The sequence below is a fragment of the Agrobacterium sp. ST15.16.024 genome, assembly GCF_027956545.1.
In the GTDB taxonomy this organism is placed as follows: domain Bacteria; phylum Pseudomonadota; class Alphaproteobacteria; order Rhizobiales; family Rhizobiaceae; genus Agrobacterium; species Agrobacterium cucumeris.
Map to the genome: position 1 here is coordinate 86,085 of NZ_JAQKGO010000002.1, position 17,613 is coordinate 103,697.

The window sequence follows — 17,613 nt, forward strand, 5'->3', positions numbered from 1 at the left end:
TGGCTGGGTTAATCAGTCCATTAATGGACTAAATGTCAATGCGCCTTGTTCACGGCCTGCTCAAACTCCAGGAGATTTCCCAGACTATGCCACCGCATTTCTCGCCTTCATCCGTCCGCCTTGACGACCTTCCCCATCCCGTTGTTGCGGGATTGATCTCCGTCATCGTCAACTATGGCGGCACGTTCATCCTGGTCTTTCAGGCAGCGAAGATTGCAGGCCTGAGCCCACAACTCACGGCATCCTGGGTGTGGTCGATCTCGATCGGCGTCGGATTGACTGGGCTTTTCCTCAGCCTGCGCTATCGCGAACCGATCATCACGGCATGGTCGACACCGGCTGCGGCATTTCTCGTCACCGCGCTGGCAACAACACCATATGCGGAGGCGATTGGCGCTTACATGATCTCTGCGGCGGCCTTCGTCGTGCTCGGCATATCCGGCTACTTCGAGAAAGTCATTCGCCTGATCCCACCCGGTATCGCTTCCGGTTTGCTTGCCGGCATTCTGCTGCAATTCGGCATCGGAGCCTTCGCTGGCGCAAGTGTCGATCCGCTATTGGTCGGCTCGCTAATCTTCGCCTACGTGGCATTGAAAAGGCTCTCCGCTCGCTACGCAGTGGTCGGTATTCTGGTTCTGGGGCTTGTTTTCCTTCTGGCGCAAGGTCGCGTCGATCTGTCCGGCCTCACCCTGAAGTTTGCAGCGCCGGTCTTCACCATGCCGGAATTCTCGTTGAATGCGCTGCTGTCGGTCGCGCTTCCGCTATTCCTGATTACGCTGTCCGGCCAATATATGCCGGGAATGCTGGTCTTGCGGAATGACGGCTTCAAGACAAGCGCCAATCCCATTGTGACCGTGACCGGACTTGGTTCGCTCGCCATGGCTCCTTTCGGCTCCCATGCCTTCAACATCGCAGCGATCACGGCGGCGATCGCCACGGGTAAAGAAGCGCATGACGATCCTTCCAAACGCTGGATTGCCGGAGTTGCCGCTGGCTGTTTCTATATTCTGGTCGGCGTGTTCGGCGTAACGCTGGCTGCCCTCTTCATGGCGTTTCCAGCAACCTTCATCACCACGCTCGCCGGTCTTGCACTTCTTGGTACCATCGGCAGCAGTCTTGCGGCAGCGATGGCAGACCCGAGTTCCCGCGAGGCGGCGCTGATTACCTTCCTCGCATCTGCCGCCAATATCAAATTGCTCGGTATTGGTGGGGCGTTCTGGGGCCTGCTAATCGGCCTCGCCGCCGCCATCGTCCTCAACGGGCAACTGCCGCGGCGCGTACGCCAACCAAAGACAGCAAGCGAAGGAACCTCCAAATGAGCCGCAGACCGCCACCATTTCTCGATCCAGAGCCAAGTCGTGCACAGGGCTCGGGGCAATAGCGCGGCTCTGCCACGCCTGCCCACGGGCCGATCGATACCAGCCGTCACATTAGTCCGACTATAGCGAGTTTCGTGGAAACGCGGCTTTGTGGCACGGGGAAATTCGTCATTCACTGTGCGCGAGAGCTATTGCGATGCCTTGCATCACGCCTCGGATTTCGGCCAGGCCCTTCAAGCGTCCGATTAGGGAATAGCCGGGATTGATCCGATCCTTGCCGATATCATCGGCTAGCAGGTGTCCGTGATCCGGACGAAGTGGGATTTGCCAGTCGGCGCGGCCCTCGCCTACGCGCCGCTCCTGCTCCTGCATCAGTGCAAGGATTACCGCCGGCATGTCGCTCGATCCGCCGAGATGATCGGCTTCGTAGAACGAGCCATCATCCTCGCGCTGGACATTGCGGAGGTGGGCGAAGTGAATGCGCGGGCCGAACTCGCGAACCATGGCCGGCAGGTCGTTGTTGGCGCGTGTGCCATATGAGCCGGTACAGAAAGTGATACCGTTGGCGGGACTATCGACAGCGGAGAGTATGCGTCTGACATCGGCGGCCGTCGAGACGATGCGCGGCAGACCATAGAGCGAAAAGGCCGGATCATCGGGATGGATGCAAAGCCGTATACCGACCTCTTCGGCAACGGGCACGATCTCCCTCAGGAAGCGCGCGAGATTCGCATGCAGGACATCGGCAGCCACACCGTCATATTCGGCGAGCGCGGCGAGAAAGCTCGCTCGGTTGAACTGGCGCTCGGTTGCCGGCAGGCCGGCAATGAGATTGCGCTCGATCCGGTTGATCTTTGCCTGATCCATGCCATCGAGACGCTGACGCGCCGTGAATATCTGCTCTTTGGAGTAACTTTCTTCGACACGCGGCCGCTTCAGCACGAAAAGATCGTAGGCGGCAAAATCAACCGCGTCAAAGCGCAGCGCATAACCGCCGTTAGCCAGGGGCTGCATCAACTCGGTGCGTGTCCAGTCCACCACCGGCATGAAATTGTAGCAGACGATCTCAATGCCAGAGCGCGCCAATGCCCGCAGCGTGTCCTTGTACCAGCCGATATAGCGCGCGCTGTCTGATGTTCCTAGCTTAATCGAGTTGTGAACCGGGATGCTCTCGACGACGCTCCAGCGCATTCCAGCAGCTTCGATCTGCGCCTTCTGCGCCAGGATTGCTTCGTCAGACCAGGGCGAACCATCATAGATGTGGTGCAGCGCCGAAACGATCCCCGTAGCGCCTGCCTGCCGGATATGGCTGAGCGGCACCGGATCGTTTGGCCCGTACCAGCGAAAGCACTCTTCCATCAGTCTCATGCAGAACTCCTACCGCTTCAGGTGGCTATTGTTGGACCACAAAGACCGATAATGTCCAATTGGCCCAACAATTCAAGCCTGACATTATGTAATTTTGCGATTTAAGCCCTGATAAGAAAATATTTTGAGAGGTTCTCTTGACTGATGTTTAAATCTGGACCAACAAATAAGCCATTGCACGGAGGATGATCGGTGAGCAGTTCTGCAAGGGAAGATGCGCTGTCGAGCATGGAGATTGTCGAACCCGGCAAGACCTCGGCGGTCGATCGGCTGGTTGATCAGATCCGCGAGATGATCTCGGAACGCGGCCTTGGGATAGGCGACGCGCTGCCAACCGAGCGCGATCTCGGCGAGCAGTTTCAGACCGGCCGCAACACCGTGCGCGAGGCACTGCAGGTGCTTCGCGCCTATGGCATGGTCGAGACCAGGCCAAAGGTCGGTGCCGTCATCAGCGGTGGCCATGGCGAGGCAATCCGCCGCCTTTTCGCCTTTCACAACGGTATTTCGCCGGACTCCTTCCGAGATCTGCAGGGCTTCCGCCGCATCATTGAAACCGGCATCGGTGAACACATCATCCTCACCGCAAGCGAAGCGGATTTCGACAGGCTCGACACGATCAATGCGCGAATTCTGGAGGCCGAAAGCGTCGAGGCGGCAGCGCGCTGCGACTACGAATTCCATTCGGCGATCGTCGAACTCTCCGGCAACCGCACGACCCTTGCCGCCTATCACATGCTGCGCTCGGTGATCGAGGAGGTCATGCGGCTCGGCAAGACGGAACGTCCGGTGCATGCGGCAACCTTCGAAACGCATGCGGAGATCGTCCGTGCATTGAGGGCTCGCGATCGCATCGCCTATGTTTACCTGATGAGCCGTCACTTGGAGTTCGGCATCCGTTTCGTCGATGCAGCACCTCGGGGTCAACCGTTGTGATGAGCATATGAGATTTTAGCTGAACCGCTCCCAATGTGGGCGGTGCAGGCAGCCGTTTTCCGGATCCACTCGCCCGTTGGTCCGGCGGTACGAACAGGGCGCTTTGGGAGGAGAACCAATATGAGCAACATGAAACGTCTGGCGCTTGCCGCGCTGCTTGCCACCGTAAGCTTTGCGCCGAATGCTGCATTTGCCGGTGGCAAGGCAATCGCCGGCATCGTTTTTCAGCAGGACCAATATTTCCGTGGCATCCAAATCGGCATGGAAAAGGCGGCGAAAGCTGCCGGTGACGAGCTCCTGGCGGGTAACAGCGATAGCAAGCTCGAGAAGGAAGCCCAGCTGATCGACACCTACATCGCCCGTGGCGTGAACTCGATCGTCGTCGCGCCACTCTCGGCCGACGCCTCGGTTCCTGCGCTGAAGAAGGCACGTGATGCCGGTATTACGGTCGTTACCTACGGCACCTCGGCCAATGGCGACGTCGCACAGGCGACAGTGACGAGCTCCGACCGCGATATCGGCATCGGCACCGGCAAGGCCGCGACTGATTTCCTGAAGACACTCGGCAACGGCGAGAAGGTCAAGATCGGCATGCTCGCCTTCAAGGCGCTGCTGCCCGAACAGTCCAATGCCCGCGTCGAGGGTTTCCTGAGCGTCGTTAGCGATCAGGTCGATATCGTCGCCCAGCAGGACGCCTGGCTTGCCGAAAAGGCGCTCGCCGTCGCCAGTGACATGCTAACGGCCAATCCGGGTATCCGCGTCATCTATGCCGCCAACGAAGGCGGTACGATTGGCGCCGTCCAGGCCGTGAAGAAGGCCGGCCTGGAAGGCAAGGTCTTCGTCTTCGGCACAGACGGTTCCGAGCAGCTCGCCAACATGCTCCTGAATTCCGACAACGTGCTGCAGGCGACAACGGCACAGCAGCCACTCGAAGTCGGCAAGCAGGCGATCGAGGCGGCGCAGAACCTGCTCGACGGCAAGAAGATCGAGACCAAGGTCAACGTGCCGGTGCTGCCTCTGACACGCGCCAACGCCGAAGGCATCGCCGCCTACAAGGAAGGCCTGAAGGCCCTGAAATAGGGCCAGGACGTGAGCCGCGTGGCGGGTTTTTCCCGCCGCGCCTTCGCACCCGACAGCAGGAAATCCGTATGAGCAATCCGCAATTGAGGTCAGCCGCGTTGCAAGGGGCGCAGGGACGGCTGGACTTTCAGGCCGTGACCAAGCGTTATGGCCCGACGGTCGCCCTTTCCGAGTTCACCCACAGTTTCGCGCCGGGCCAGGTGCATGCCCTGATGGGCAAGAACGGCTCCGGTAAGTCGACGCTTGTCAAACTTCTTGCCGGTGTCACCGAACCGACATCCGGCACGATCAGCGTCAATGGCGAGGATCGTCGCTTTACGTCGCCGCATGACGCTTTCGCAGCCGGCATCGTCACGGTGCACCAGGAGCTTTCGCTGGTGCCGGAGCTTTCGGTTGGCGAAAACATTTTTCTCGGACGCCTGCCTCATCGCCGCCGCGCCGGTTTCAGCGTCGTGGACTGGGTGGGGCTCCATCGCCGCGCCGGCGAACTGCTCGCCGACATGGGGCTGACGATCGATTCCCGTCAGCCGGTGTCCGCGCTCAGCGTCGGTCAGCAGCAGGTGGTGGAGATCGTCAAGGCGATGTCCTTCAATCCCTCGATCCTGCTTCTGGACGAGCCGACTTCGGCGCTTGCTTCCCGCGAGGTCAAACAGCTCTTCACACTCATCGAACGCCTGCGCGCCCGCGGCGTAACGATGATTTACATCACCCACCGGATGAGTGAGCTTTTCGAAATCGCCGATACCTGCACGGTGATCCGCGATGGCCATTACATCGGCGCGGTTGCGATGAAGGAGACGACGCCATCGGCCATCGTCGGCATGATGTTCGGCGATGCCGCACGCGCCACACGCCCGCCACGGCGAACACTCGATCGCGCCGAGCCGGTGCTTGAGGTCCGCAACCTCAGTCGATCCGGGCATTTCCAGGATGTCTCCTTTGATCTTTACCCCGGCGAAATCCTCGGCATTGCGGGCCTGCTCGGCGCCGGCCGCACCGAGCTAATGCGGGCAATCTTCGGTGCTGACCCGGTCGACGGCGGTTCAGTGATGTTCAACGGCCGTGATATGACCGGCGCCAGCCCACGCGACATGCGCAAGGCCGGTCTCGGCTACACCCCGGAAAACCGCAAGGAAGTCGGCCTCGTGCAATCGCTCTCGACGGCCGACAATCTCTGCATGGCGAGCCTTGGTCCGATCTCCAGCGGAGGCTTCATTTCCCGTCGGCGCGAACAGCCGTTTGTCCGCCGCCAGATCACGGCGCTCCACATCAAGTGTGGTGACCCCGAACTGCCCGTGTCGTCGCTGTCAGGCGGCAACCAGCAGAAAGTGGTGATCGGCAAGTGGCTAAACCGGCAGCCTTCGGTGATGTTCTTTGATGAACCGAGCCGCGGTGTCGACGTTCAGGCGAAGAGCCAGATCTTCGATATCATCTGGCAGAAGGCGGCTGACGGTCTTGCCAGCATTTTTGTCTCGACGGAACTCGAGGAAGTCCTCGAAGTGGCTGACCGCATTCTCGTCATGCACCACGGCGAAGTCGTTGCCGAGGTGGACCCGGCAAAAACCGACCTTACCGAACTTTACGGCCTATGCATGGAAGGGGCCAGACAATGACGCTTGTAAACCCGACAACGGAAGCCCGTGGCCAGAATACGCTGCTCAAGCTTCTCAAGACCTACCCGATGGAGATCATCCTCGCGGCACTGGTGATTTTCCTCATCCTGGTTGCGCCCGGCTTTGCCTCGACTGCCAATATGCTCAATGTGCTTCGTACCGTCTCCATGCTTGGCATCATCGCCTTCGGCATGACGGCCGTGATCATTAGCGGCGAGATCGACTTGTCTGTCGGTGCCGGCGCCGCCCTCGCCGGCTGCATCGTCGCCTGGTTCGCGGACCGCTTTGCCGGCGTCCTCGGCGATTGGGGCGCAGTCGCGGTCGGCTTTGCCGTGGCGCTCCTGCTCGGTTTCACGCTCGGCTATCTCACCGGCCGTTTCCGCCAATGGTTTAACGTGCCGACCTTCATCACCACGCTTGCCCTGTTTGCAGCGCTGCGCGGCGTTGCCAACCTCATCACCGGCGGTTTTCCACTGTCGTCCTTCCCGCTCGGTTTCGATTTCCTCGGCGGCGGATACCTCTTCGGCATTCCGTTTCCGGTCTATATTTTCGCGCTCACATTTGCCGTCATGCACTTCCTGATGAAGTACACGAGCTTCGGCCGCGAGGTTTATGCCGTTGGTGGCAATATGGAAGCTGCCCGCCTTTCCGGTATCGACATCTGGAAGGTGAAGGCGCTGACACTGGGCCTCACCGGCGCACTGACGGCCCTTTCAGGCACGCTGATCGCCTCGCAGATCGGCGCTGGAACCGGGACGACGGCCACCGGCATGGAGCTCGACGTCATCGCAGCCGTGATCATCGGTGGCACCTCGCTCTTCGGCGGCAAGGGCCGCATCTGGGGCACGCTGATTGGCGTCCTGTTCCTCGGCTGCATCTCTAATGGCATGACACTGATGAATGTCAGTGAATATTGGCAGTACGTCGTGCGCGGCGGCATCATCCTCGGCGCCGTGCTTCTCAACCAAGTTCTGGAACGGGTGCGTTGAGGCAGACGCCTTGCATATCGCTCCCATGAAACTTGATCGTGCTTATGGTTTCGGGCCTGTCCGGACTGAAACCATGACGATCTGTCGCGGAGACAATCATGACTGAATTCAAGGGAAAAATCGCGCTCGTCACCGGCACCTCCGGGATCGGTCTTGCCTCGGCGATCCGCCTGGCGTCATCAGGCGCGACCGTGCTTGCATGCGGTAACGACGCCGCCACCAACGAGATCTTCGACCGCATCGCCAAGGAGCGCGACCTGCCGATGTCGGCACGGTCCACCGATGTCGCCGTGGAGGCAGAGGTCGAGGCGGCCGTGCGCGAAACAGTCCTGCGCCATGGCGGGCTCGATATCATCGTCAACGCCGCAGCCGTCCACCCTTTTGGCACGGTGCTCGATACCAGCGCCGAGACCTTTACCCGCTGCCTCGCCGTCAATGTCGGCTCCATCTACCTCACTGGTCGCTTCGGCATTCCGGAGATGGTGAAGCGCGGCGGCGGCGCGATCGTCAACATCTCCTCGGTACAGGGCCATGCCTGCCAACAGAACGTTGCAGCCTATGTCGCCTCCAAGGGCGCCATCCATGCACTGACCCGCGCCATGGCGCTTGACCATGCGGCAGCGAAAGTCCGGGTGAATTCAGTAAGCCCCGGATCGGTGCGCACGCCGCTGCTTGCGCTTGCGGCCCGCACCTATGGCGGTGAGGGTGTCAGCGAAGCGGAAGCCTTCGCCCGCTTCGGCGCCGCGCACCCCATCGGCCGCATCGGTGAACCGGAGGAAGTGGCGGAACTCGTGGCCTATCTCGCCTCCGACCGCGCAGCCTTCGTCACCGGCTCGGACTTCCGCATAGACGGTGGTCTTACCGCCGGCATTGGCGTCAAATAATCAGACAGGAAACGACAACATGAAGATCGGCCTTGGACTTTACCGGGAGCAGCTCACCCCCGACAATTATCAGTTTGCGCAGCAAGCGGGCGCAACCCATGTCGTTGCGCACCTGACCAACTATTTTGCCGGCAAGGATCCCAAGATCGACAGCGGTGACACAGGTGGCTGGGGCGATTGTTCCGGCGACCGGCTGTGGTCTTACGAGGAACTGTCGGCTCTGGTGAAGGACGTGCGCGCCGGCGGTCTGGAGATTGCAGCGATCGAGAACTTCTCGCCGCGTTTCTGGCATGACGTGCTGCTCGACGGACCGGAGCGGGCTCAACAGATCGAGGGGCTGAAACAGCTTATCCGAGACGCCGGACGCGCCGGCATTCCCTGCATCGGCTACAATTTCTCCCTTGCCGGTGTCTATGGGTGGACGCGCGGTCCCTATGCCCGCGGCGGCGCGGAATCCGTTGGCTTCGGCGTCGAAAACAGTATTGCGCCCAGTCCGGACGCACCGATCCCGGATGGTATGGTCTGGAACATGCGCTATCGCCGCGCGGTCGCTGACGCGGCCTCCGTCTCGGTCAGTTCGGCTGAACTTTGGGACCGCCTTGGACGTTTCCTGAAGGAGATCGTGCCCGTTGCCGAAGAGGCGGGCGTCGTGCTTGGCGCTCACCCGGACGATCCGCCGGCGGAGGAACTGCGCGGCACGGCACGGCTCGTCAACCGCCCGGAAAAGTACGACCGGCTGATGGCGATCGTGGATTCGCCCTCGAACGGTTTGGAACTCTGCCTCGGGTCGCTGCAGGAAATGCCGGGCGGCGACATCTATGAGCACGTTCGTCGCTTCGCCCGCTCCGGCCGCATCGGTTACATCCATTTCCGCAACGTGCGCGGAAAAATGCCGCGTTATGTTGAAACCTTCGTCGATGAGGGCGATATCGACATGGCCGAAATCATCCGCATCCTGCGTGACGAGAATTACCGGGGCGTGCTGATCCCCGACCATACGCCGGCCATGACCTGCGGTGCTTCCTGGCATGCGGGCAAGGCTTTCGCGCTTGGATACATGAAGGCGCTTGTGCAGAACGCCGAAGCTCTCGGCCCGTCGCGCTCTTTCACCGCAAGCATGGCGGCGGAATAGGAGGTGCGGATGGCACGCGAACCTGTCTGTGTCGCGCCCGTGGGCGACCGCTGCGGTGAAGGTGCGGTCTGGTCGGCGCCGGAAGCGGCACTCTACTGGACCGACATCAACCGTTTTCTCATTCATCGCTACGAAGAGGAAACACTCGCCGTCAGGACGTGGCTCTTCGAGGAGCCGGTGGTCGCTATCTCGCTCACAGACGAAGATGGCCGACTGCTTGTCGCCCTCGGCTCGAAGCTGATCTGGTGGTGGCCACAGACCGACCGGCGCAAGGATCACGGCTTTGTCCTGCCCGATGCCCCACGCGTCCGCTTGAACGACGGACGCACCGATCCGGCCGGAAACTTCTGGGTCGGTTCCATGAAGAACAACGTCCTTCCCGATGGTCAACTGGGCGATGTGGCGCCCGGCGAAGGCATCCTCTACCGGATCGCGCCGGACGGTGCCTTCAGCGAATGGCGGGCTGGCCTTGGAATTTCCAATACGCTTTGCTGGAGCCCGGACCGAAGCACCTTCTATTTTGGCGATACGCTCGCGAACGAAATTTACGCTTTCGACTACGATGTATCGAAGGGTACCATATCGGCAGAGCGGCACTTCTTCGCCGGCTTCGAGCGCGGTTCGCCCGACGGTTCGGCGATCGACAGCCAAGGCTTCCTCTGGAACTGCCGTTATGGCGGCCGTTGTCTGGCCCGCATCGCGCCTGACGGCAGCCTGGCGGAGGTGATTGATATGCCGGTCACCAACATCACCACCTGCGCCTTCGGTGGCGTGGATCTGAAAACGCTCTACATCACAACGGCAGGCGGGGGATCGGCCGAGCGACTCGCCGGCAGTCTCTATGCCATGCGGGTAGACATCGCCGGCCTTCCGGAAAACCGCTACGGAGCAGCGACACCATGAGCGGAATGACCACACGACGTGCACTTGCCTGGGCGCATGGATGCGTCGCGGTGCAGTCGCTCGGCGGTATGCTTGGTCCGGTATTGTTCCTGCTGCCTGACGGGCGGCAGGTCAGCCCGCTGCATGTCGCCCCCTGGGGCAATGAGGCTGAGCGCGAGAAACTGCCGGAAATCCTGCAGGAGCTTCGCGGCGAATGGCCTTGCGTTCCCTTCGGCAGCGACGCGGGCCGAAAGCTCCCACCAGGCTGGCCCGCAACGGGCGAGAGTTTCGACGGCGCGGGCGTGCCGCATGGTCACAGCTCGAATGTCCATTGGACCTGGGGAGACTGCGACGAGCGGCAGATCGCAATGGAATGCCGCTATCCCGACCTTCATCCGATCCGCTTGCTTCGCCGGAGGATCATTCCGGATCAGAGCGCGGCTGCCATCGACATTATCCTGGAGATCGAGGTACGGCACCCTTGCCGCCTTCCGATTGGCCTGCATCCGACCTTCCGGCTGTCGCCGCGGCCAGGGTCCGTCATTATCGAGCCCGGCATCTGCGATCAGGTCTGGAGTTTCCCCGGCGATGTCGAACCGGGTGCTGCGCTGTTTGCACCCGATCGGCAATGGCCCTCGCTCGGCACAGTCGAGACGCGCGGCGGTTCGACGGTCGATGCAGCGCAAGTACCCCTTGCCGAAAACACCGAGGACCTTCTACAGCTTTCCGGCATTGATGGCAGGCTGGCGCTTCACTACCGCGACGAGGGTTTTCGCGCACGGCTCACGTGGCAGAAGGAGCACTTTCCCAGCCTCCTCCTCTGGTACAGCAATCGCGGACGCAGGGCCTATCCCTGGAATGGACGGCACCTGGCGCTTGGTGTCGAGCCGGTCGCTTCCGCCTTCGACCTCGGCCCTGCGGTGTCAAACGCTGCCAACCCGCTGGCATCATCCGGCATAGCGACTGCAATCGCATTCGAGCCAGACCGGACCTTCACCACCCGCTACCGGCTTGCAGTCGAACCTGCTTCGCAGACCAGCTAGGAAGCACGGGTATGCTTCAAGAGCGAACGGAAGAACTGCATGTCCTGATCGAAGCGCTGTGCAGAAAACATAGTGACAGAAAAATGATATCGAGGGCTATAATCGCCCGAAATCTCTGCTGCCCCATCTGCGGAAAGATGAATGGGTGCCCGGACAGTCGCCGCAGACCCAGCTTGCCTGCATGCTAAATGAAATCGGCGCAGGAATTGCAGCGCCGAGTTTTCACCGTGGATTTCGCACCAGCGATCTTCAGGCGTTGATACGCTCTTCAACGACCTTCCAGTTGATCAACCTGTCGAGAACTGCGCGGATATGTTCTGCTTTGCGATTTTCATAATCCAGGTAATAGGCGTGTTCCCATATATCGATGCCGAGATAGGCGGGACGGCCGACGGCGACGGGATTGTTGCCGTCTTCATATCCGATCAGGGCGAGCTTGTTGTCATCGTCGCGTGTAAGCCAGACCCAGCCGGTTCCAAACACCGTATCCGACACATCAACGGCGCGTTTGGTAAAGCCGTCATAGCCGCCGAAGGTCTCGTCAATAGAAGCTGCAAGATTGCCTGTCGGGCGGTTTGAGCCACCGGGAACGAACTGATCCCAATAAGCAACGTGGTTCCAGGCCTGCGCGGCATTGTTGAAAATCTTGACATCATCCGCGCCTTTCGATTTGGCGGCTGCCTTGACGATCTCGATCAGGTCCATATCCGCATAACGGCTGCCAGTTGCCAATGTGTTGAGCTTGTCGAAATAGGCCTTGTGGTGTTTGCCGTAATGCAGGCCAACCGTTTTGGCCGAAATGACCGGTGCTAGATCAGCTTCCGCAAATGGAAGGGCCGGTTGCTTCAAAGGCAAGGCTGCGCGGGCGATGTGAGGGAGCGGAAAGACTGTTGCGGCAGCTGCCGCCGCGCCTGTTACGAGAATGGTGCGTCGGGTTATGGTCATGACGTCCTCCTTTAAATGTCTACCAGTGGATAATCCGCGAAAGCGGCGCTGGTTTCCTCCGGCTGACAGAAAACCGATGAAGAACGGCGGTGATGTAAAGAAGATGCAATGTCGCCATGACCCGGACGCCCGGAGAAATTCACGAGATTGAGGCTGTGGCGCCGAAAAAGGGGCGTTATAGTTCAGGAAAGAATTCTGGCGATCTCTCGCTCTAACTGTTCCTGCGTGTAGGGTTTTCCCAGTCTTGGAAGACCCATTTCGGTCCCGGCCGGCAAATCCGCATAACCCGTCGCAACCAGGATCGGCAGGGCTGGGCGCAATTCGCGTGCGGCCTTTGCGAGTTGAGCTCCATTCATGCCTGGCATCGAAAAGTCAGTAATCATCAGGTCAATGGCTGGCTCATTTTTTATGATATCCAGCGCCTGTTGCCCCGAATTTGCTTCTAGTACGCGATGTCCGAGATCTTCGAGCATGTCGACGGAACTCATGGCGATCAAGGCGTCATCGTCAACCAGCAGGATTATCGCTGGCCCGCGCGGCAGTTCATCTGACGGGTCGGGCATCGATACCTGACGGCGCACTTCTGTGGTCACCGGAAGCCAGAGCTCGGCCAATGTGCCCTCGCCCAGTGTGCTGGTGAGTGTCAGTGCGCCATTGAGCTGGACAGCCAGACCATGGATCATCGACAAGCCCAGCCCCGTCCCCTTGCCCAGTTCTTTGGTGGAGAAAAACGGATCTACGGCACGCCGAACGGTTTCTTCGTCCATCCCGGATCCGGTGTCCCTTACGCTGAGGCATACATATGCACCCAGAGGAAGCCCCTCGGAAGGTACCACGCTTTCTTCAGCGCGAACGCTTATCGACAACTGACCGCCCTCCGGCATGGCGTCGCGCGCATTGACGACAAGGTTGAGCAAAGCAAGCTCGACCTGGTTGCCGTCGACCAGAACCAATGGCAGGCCGCCGGCGATGGCAGTGGTAATCTGAATGGACGAGCCGACGGAGCGTGCCAGCAGTTCCTGCATGTTTGCCACAAGTTCGGATAGATCTGTCGGCTCCACCTCAAGATCCTGCCGGCGTGCAAACGCCAGCAGTCTCTGTGTCAAGGAGGCGCCGCGCCGCGCACCCTGAAGCGCGCCATCGATCAGACGTGTCAGTCTCGGATCATCGGCAGCATGTTTTCTGGCGAGGTCGAGGTTGCCAAGCACGGCCATGAGCAGGTTGTTAAAGTCGTGGGCGACCCCGCCCGTCAACTGGCCAATCGCCTCAAGTTTCTGCGATTGAAGCAACTTCTGCTCGGTATCCTGCCGCTGGGCTATTTCCGCCTTCAGCGCCTCGGTTCGTTCTTCGACCCGGCGCTCCAGCGTTTCATTCATCGAGCGTAGCGCCGCCTCGGCATGCTTGCGGGATGTGATGTCGGAACCGACACCAATAAGACGCTGGGGCTTGCCGCGCTGATCATGGACAAGACGGCCGCGAACCTCCGCCCAATGCAGGCTTTGGTCCGGCCAAATAACACGATATTCGGAGACGTAGTCTTCGCCTGCATCCAGGCTGCGTCGAAGACCATCTTCACGGCCTTGCCTGTCATCGGGATGCACGGAGGCTGTAAGCTCGTCGTAACTCAGCTCCTTGTCTGCACATCGGCCGAAAATCTGACGAAACTCGGGGGAGGAGCCAAGCTCCCAACTCGAGAGGTCTAGGCTCCATGTGCCTAGATGCCCTGCAAGCAATGCAGTCTTGAGGTTGAGCTCGCTTTCACGCAATTCGACAATGCGGTTGCGAGCTTCAAGTTGCCGCCGACGGTTCTTGCGTGCCGACTCCACGACGCTGACGAAAGTTGTCGGGTGGAACGGTCGCTCCAGAAAGGAGACGTTTCCAAGTGCCTGGGCAACTCTTGCGGCAGCAGGGTTTCTCTCCGGCCCCGCTCCTTTGTGCGTCAGGACGATGAAAGGGAGATCCGACCAGCTTGGCTGGGCCGTCACCCAGGCGTTGATAGGCCCGAGATTGCTGGAGCGAAGGACCTCTTCCACGACGACGACAAAAAGAGCGTTTTCTCCAAGGCACTCGGCCAGGGCCTCAAGGCTTGCCACCGGCTGCGATGAAATACCGCGCTCTTGCAGGATGGATGCTGCGACAACACTGTCGCGACCGTTCGGGGCGTAAATGAGGGCGACACTGTCACGATCAGGAATCGGAATTCCCTCCAATGTCGAGCATGTTTTTCTGCTCACCGACAAAATGGGGTATGCCGCGCAAGACACCCTGGAAGCCCGCGAGAGGATCACCGAGCACCAGACCGACCTCGCCGATATTGTATTCCCGAATTGTCGTTTCGTGTCTTCCGGTGCGCTTCTTGACGACCGACACGGCGCGACGCACCTTTCCCATGGCCTCGAAGTAACGCAGCAGGATGACGCTGTCGGCGAGATAGGTGACGTCGACAGGCGATTTCATATCGCCGAAAAGGCCATGCTGGGAAACAGTGAGAAACGTGTTGGCGCCCTGCCTGTTGAGATATTGCAGCAATTCATGGATATGCAGAATGAGTGCATTTTCTTGCGGCATCGCGGCCTGGTAGCCATTAATACTGTCGATCACGATCGTCTTGGCTTGGGCAATATCGACACGCTCCCGCACCCTATGGGCAAATTCGCCCGGCGACAGTTCTGCCGCATCGAGTTGCTCAATATGCAGCATGCCGCTTTCACGCATGGCGTCGATATCGATACCGATCCCGCGCATGCGATTTGACAGAAGCCCCAGCTCTTCGTCGAAGCCGAAAAACGCTGCCTTTTCTCCACGGGCGATCGCTGCTGCGACAAACTGCATGGTAAAGATCGTTTTGCCGGTTCCGGCAGGTCCAAGCACAAGCGTGCTGGAGCCCTGCTCGATCCCACCACCCAGCAACGCATCGAGTTCCGCAATTCCGCTGCGGGCCTGATGGCGGTCGTAGGTTGTGAAATGCTCATTGGCACGCAACCGCGGAAACACCGCCACGCCGCCTGTCCTGATGGTGAAATCGTGATAGCCGCCTCTATAGGCCTGGCCGCGGTATTTGACGATCCTTAACCGACGGCGCTCTGCCCCATAGTCGGGAGCCAGTTCCTCAAGATGAATAACACCGTGAACAACGCTGTGAACGGTCTTGTCGAGAACATCGGCCGTCAGGTCGTCAAGCAGCAGGACCGTGGCCCCCTGACGCGCGAAGTAATGCTTCAGGGCGAGAATCTGCCGACGATAGCGCAGCGAACTCTGCGCCAACAGCCGTATTTCCGAAAGGCTGTCGAGCACGACACGCGCGGGTTTGACCCGCTCAAATGCTTCGAAGATCAGCTTTGTCGTCTCGCCAAGCTCAAGATCAGCCGAGTAAAGAAGGCTCTGCTGGTGTTCTGCGTCAAGCAGGCTTTCCGGCGGCACAAGTTCAAAGACGTCGATTAAACCGGGGATTTCCATTCCATGCGAGTTCGCCCCTTCTCGCAGTTCTGTGTCGGTCTCGGACAGGGTTATATAGAGACCCCGTTCTCCGTCCTCTGCGCCATCGCACAGGAACTGCAGGGCAATCGTTGTCTTTCCAGTTCCGGGATTGCCTTCAAGAAGAAACACGTGACCTTTGGACAGGCCTCCTCCGAGAATGTCATCCAACCCGGAGACACCCGTTCTTGCCTTTAAAGCTCCTACCATCTCCACCCCTTCGACCATCTGCTCCATTTGGCACTAGGCCCATCCGGCAGTTGCCCGCAATTCAATTTGACACGTATATTCCCCTAAACGTCTTGGCCCCCCGGGTGGTTTCATTCTAATCATCACTCGCCTGTGTTGTCGACGTATCGATGACCGGGCCATCCAGGACAAAGCTTGCATGTGCCGGCGGGCTCGCCGACCAGCCGACAAAGCGACAGGCGAAGCCCTGACAAGTGACGAAACAGGTAAAGCCTGTCGAGTGCAGGGGCTTCGAGCTGCCGGTCAAGCCGGCTCCAAGCCATCTTGCGAGAATGTCGTGCGGGCTGGCGCGAAGGGTGTTCTGCTCCGTGAGCCAGCGCCATACGGATCTTACGTTCGAGGACTTCAGGCGAGAACTTGTTCGTTATCTTGCTCATATCGGCTCAGCCGGAGCGGCTAAAAACGAAACTCCATGCAAACCGTTTCCGCCGCTTATGAGGTGCAGCAATTTCTCACAACACTCAGTGGAATATTCAGTCCACAAATGCACCGGAATTTATCCGGCGCGAAGCATTGCTATGCTCAAGAACGCATCAACAAAAGGGCTCTCTCGGATGCGGCGGAAAAGCCGCCCAGCGGGATCCGAAAAGGATGCTCCTTTGAGTCCGGCACCGTGCCCAGGATGTTGAGAGCCGCCCCGGCGCGCATTGCCTTAACAAGAGCCGCACTCAATGTGAACTCGACAATGCAACCTATAGGCTGGCAGGTGTGGAAGGGCAGTGGCACCTCGCCTACCGCTCCTTCATCAATCTGGATTCTGACGCCCTGTGTCAAAATCAACCCAAATGGCAGGACCATCGTACCACTTACCGTGCCTTCATTCTGAGGCCGGATGTTGATCAGCAGCAGGCGTCGCCCGTCGCTTTGAGTCTGCTCCTGTGAGATTATGCAGTCACTGGCGTTCCCGATCACCTGGCACTCGACGATCCAGTCGCGAAAAACCTCACGGACGGAGGTCGCTCCTCCTGGTAACGTATGTGACGTCGGTGTTTGGGCGTGCGAAAAAGTGGCGCCCGCCAAGACAAGGAAAGCTCCGATGCTCGCGGTAATTTTCATGACTGTTTTCATATAAGCACAACGATCTCTGACAGGTTCAAATGGAAGATTGTGTCCGCAACGCGCTTCATCGGGGCGCGACTATTCGATAGCGGCCAAAGCGGCAACAAGCCCCGCCAATGGCGCCTTTAAACTGACATTGCCCATGGCGGCGGATGAATAGCTGACCGCTATCGTGGCCTTTTGGCGGATTTGCTCACGCATCATCGCCCCTACCGGCAAAAAGGCCGTACAGACGGATACATCGCAGGCTTGGATTTTGATGCTGACCGGCTTTTGGCGCCCGGGCACGTTTAAGACAATCATCCTGTCTCCGTCCGGATCCGGACGTGTCCGCAGTATCATGACAGGCTGGCCCCCGTCTGTGGCAGCCAAGGACCAGCTGAAGGCAACCTTTCCCTCCCCGTCCACGATAGACTGGGTCACATTGCAGATTTTTTTCATCGAAACGAGGTTTTCGTCACAGATCAGCTCCCAGTTCTCAAATGGGCGAACGACCCGCTGATAGTTGCCAAGTACGGATCCTGCCGGCACCACCACGTCGGAGGGTTTCAACCGAAACGGCGAACCGTCCTCCGCGGCAGCAATTGCGCCATCAAAGGCAGACACGATCGAAATCAACAGCATTGTGTAAAAGAGACGCATA

At 59.5% G+C, this 17,613-nt stretch carries 15 protein-coding genes; 9 read left to right on the forward strand and 6 right to left on the reverse strand.

The window, feature by feature from the left end:
* The first annotated feature begins 86 nt into the window (after positions 1–86).
* A complete protein-coding gene (locus tag PL640_RS08920; RefSeq protein ID WP_271362078.1) occupies positions 87–1,319 on the forward strand; it encodes a benzoate/H(+) symporter BenE family transporter in 1,233 nt (410 codons plus the stop codon).
* Positions 1,320–1,487: 168 nt separating this feature from the next.
* Here the strand turns inward: PL640_RS08920 and uxuA are convergent, their stop codons facing one another.
* Complete coding sequence (uxuA, locus tag PL640_RS08925) at positions 1,488–2,678, reverse strand: mannonate dehydratase (protein WP_271362079.1); 1,191 nt, start codon at positions 2,676–2,678, stop codon at positions 1,488–1,490.
* 201 nt (positions 2,679–2,879) lie between these two features.
* On the opposite strand from uxuA, the gene PL640_RS08930 reads away from it, so the two are divergent.
* From PL640_RS08930 to PL640_RS08965, 8 genes are all read left to right on the forward strand, one after another.
* Positions 2,880–3,620 carry a FadR/GntR family transcriptional regulator gene (locus PL640_RS08930; protein WP_271361546.1) on the forward strand — a complete coding sequence of 247 codons (741 nt, stop codon included), beginning with the start codon at positions 2,880–2,882 and terminating at the stop codon, positions 3,618–3,620.
* Between the two features lie 120 nt (positions 3,621–3,740).
* Positions 3,741–4,700 (forward strand): substrate-binding domain-containing protein, encoded by a 960-nt coding sequence (locus tag PL640_RS08935; protein WP_269699323.1) that lies wholly within the window; start codon positions 3,741–3,743, stop codon positions 4,698–4,700.
* A 68-nt stretch (positions 4,701–4,768) separates the two neighbouring features.
* Positions 4,769–6,313 (forward strand): sugar ABC transporter ATP-binding protein, encoded by a 1,545-nt coding sequence (locus PL640_RS08940; RefSeq protein ID WP_271361547.1) that lies wholly within the window; start codon positions 4,769–4,771, stop codon positions 6,311–6,313.
* Entirely contained in the window at positions 6,310–7,302 is a 993-nt protein-coding gene (locus PL640_RS08945) for an ABC transporter permease (RefSeq protein ID WP_161991486.1), read from the forward strand. Before PL640_RS08940 ends, PL640_RS08945 begins: the two co-directional genes overlap by 4 nt.
* Before the next feature lie 98 nt (positions 7,303–7,400).
* Positions 7,401–8,186 carry an SDR family NAD(P)-dependent oxidoreductase gene (locus PL640_RS08950; protein WP_271361548.1) on the forward strand — a complete coding sequence of 262 codons (786 nt, stop codon included), beginning with the start codon at positions 7,401–7,403 and terminating at the stop codon, positions 8,184–8,186.
* 19 nt (positions 8,187–8,205) lie between these two features.
* Positions 8,206–9,318, forward strand: a complete 1,113-nt coding sequence (locus tag PL640_RS08955) for a mannonate dehydratase (RefSeq protein WP_271361549.1) — start codon at positions 8,206–8,208, stop codon at positions 9,316–9,318.
* Between the two features lie 9 nt (positions 9,319–9,327).
* Entirely contained in the window at positions 9,328–10,221 is an 894-nt protein-coding gene (locus PL640_RS08960) for an SMP-30/gluconolactonase/LRE family protein (RefSeq protein ID WP_271361550.1), read from the forward strand.
* On the forward strand, positions 10,218–11,243 hold the full coding sequence (locus PL640_RS08965; RefSeq protein ID WP_271361551.1) for a hypothetical protein: 1,026 nt from the start codon (positions 10,218–10,220) through the stop codon (positions 11,241–11,243). Before PL640_RS08960 ends, PL640_RS08965 begins: the two co-directional genes overlap by 4 nt.
* A gap of 249 nt (positions 11,244–11,492) precedes the next feature.
* Here the strand turns inward: PL640_RS08965 and PL640_RS08970 are convergent, their stop codons facing one another.
* From PL640_RS08970 to PL640_RS08990, 5 genes are all read right to left on the reverse strand, one after another.
* On the reverse strand, positions 11,493–12,188 hold the full coding sequence (locus PL640_RS08970) for a superoxide dismutase (protein ID WP_271361553.1): 696 nt from the start codon (positions 12,186–12,188) through the stop codon (positions 11,493–11,495).
* 182 nt (positions 12,189–12,370) lie between these two features.
* The gene (locus PL640_RS08975) at positions 12,371–14,422 is read right to left on the reverse strand and encodes a hybrid sensor histidine kinase/response regulator (protein ID WP_271362080.1); all 2,052 of its coding nucleotides are present in this window, start codon (positions 14,420–14,422) and stop codon (positions 12,371–12,373) included.
* Positions 14,376–15,890 carry an ATPase domain-containing protein gene (locus PL640_RS08980; protein WP_271362082.1) on the reverse strand — a complete coding sequence of 505 codons (1,515 nt, stop codon included), beginning with the start codon at positions 15,888–15,890 and terminating at the stop codon, positions 14,376–14,378. Before PL640_RS08980 ends, PL640_RS08975 begins: the two co-directional genes overlap by 47 nt.
* Positions 15,891–16,433: 543 nt before the next feature.
* Positions 16,434–16,967, reverse strand: coding sequence for an invasion associated locus B family protein (locus PL640_RS08985; protein ID WP_271361554.1), 534 nt, complete (start codon positions 16,965–16,967; stop codon positions 16,434–16,436).
* Positions 16,968–17,048: 81 nt separating this feature from the next.
* Positions 17,049–17,612, reverse strand: a complete 564-nt coding sequence (locus PL640_RS08990; protein ID WP_269699306.1) for an invasion associated locus B family protein — start codon at positions 17,610–17,612, stop codon at positions 17,049–17,051.
* Position 17,613 lies beyond the last annotated feature (1 nt).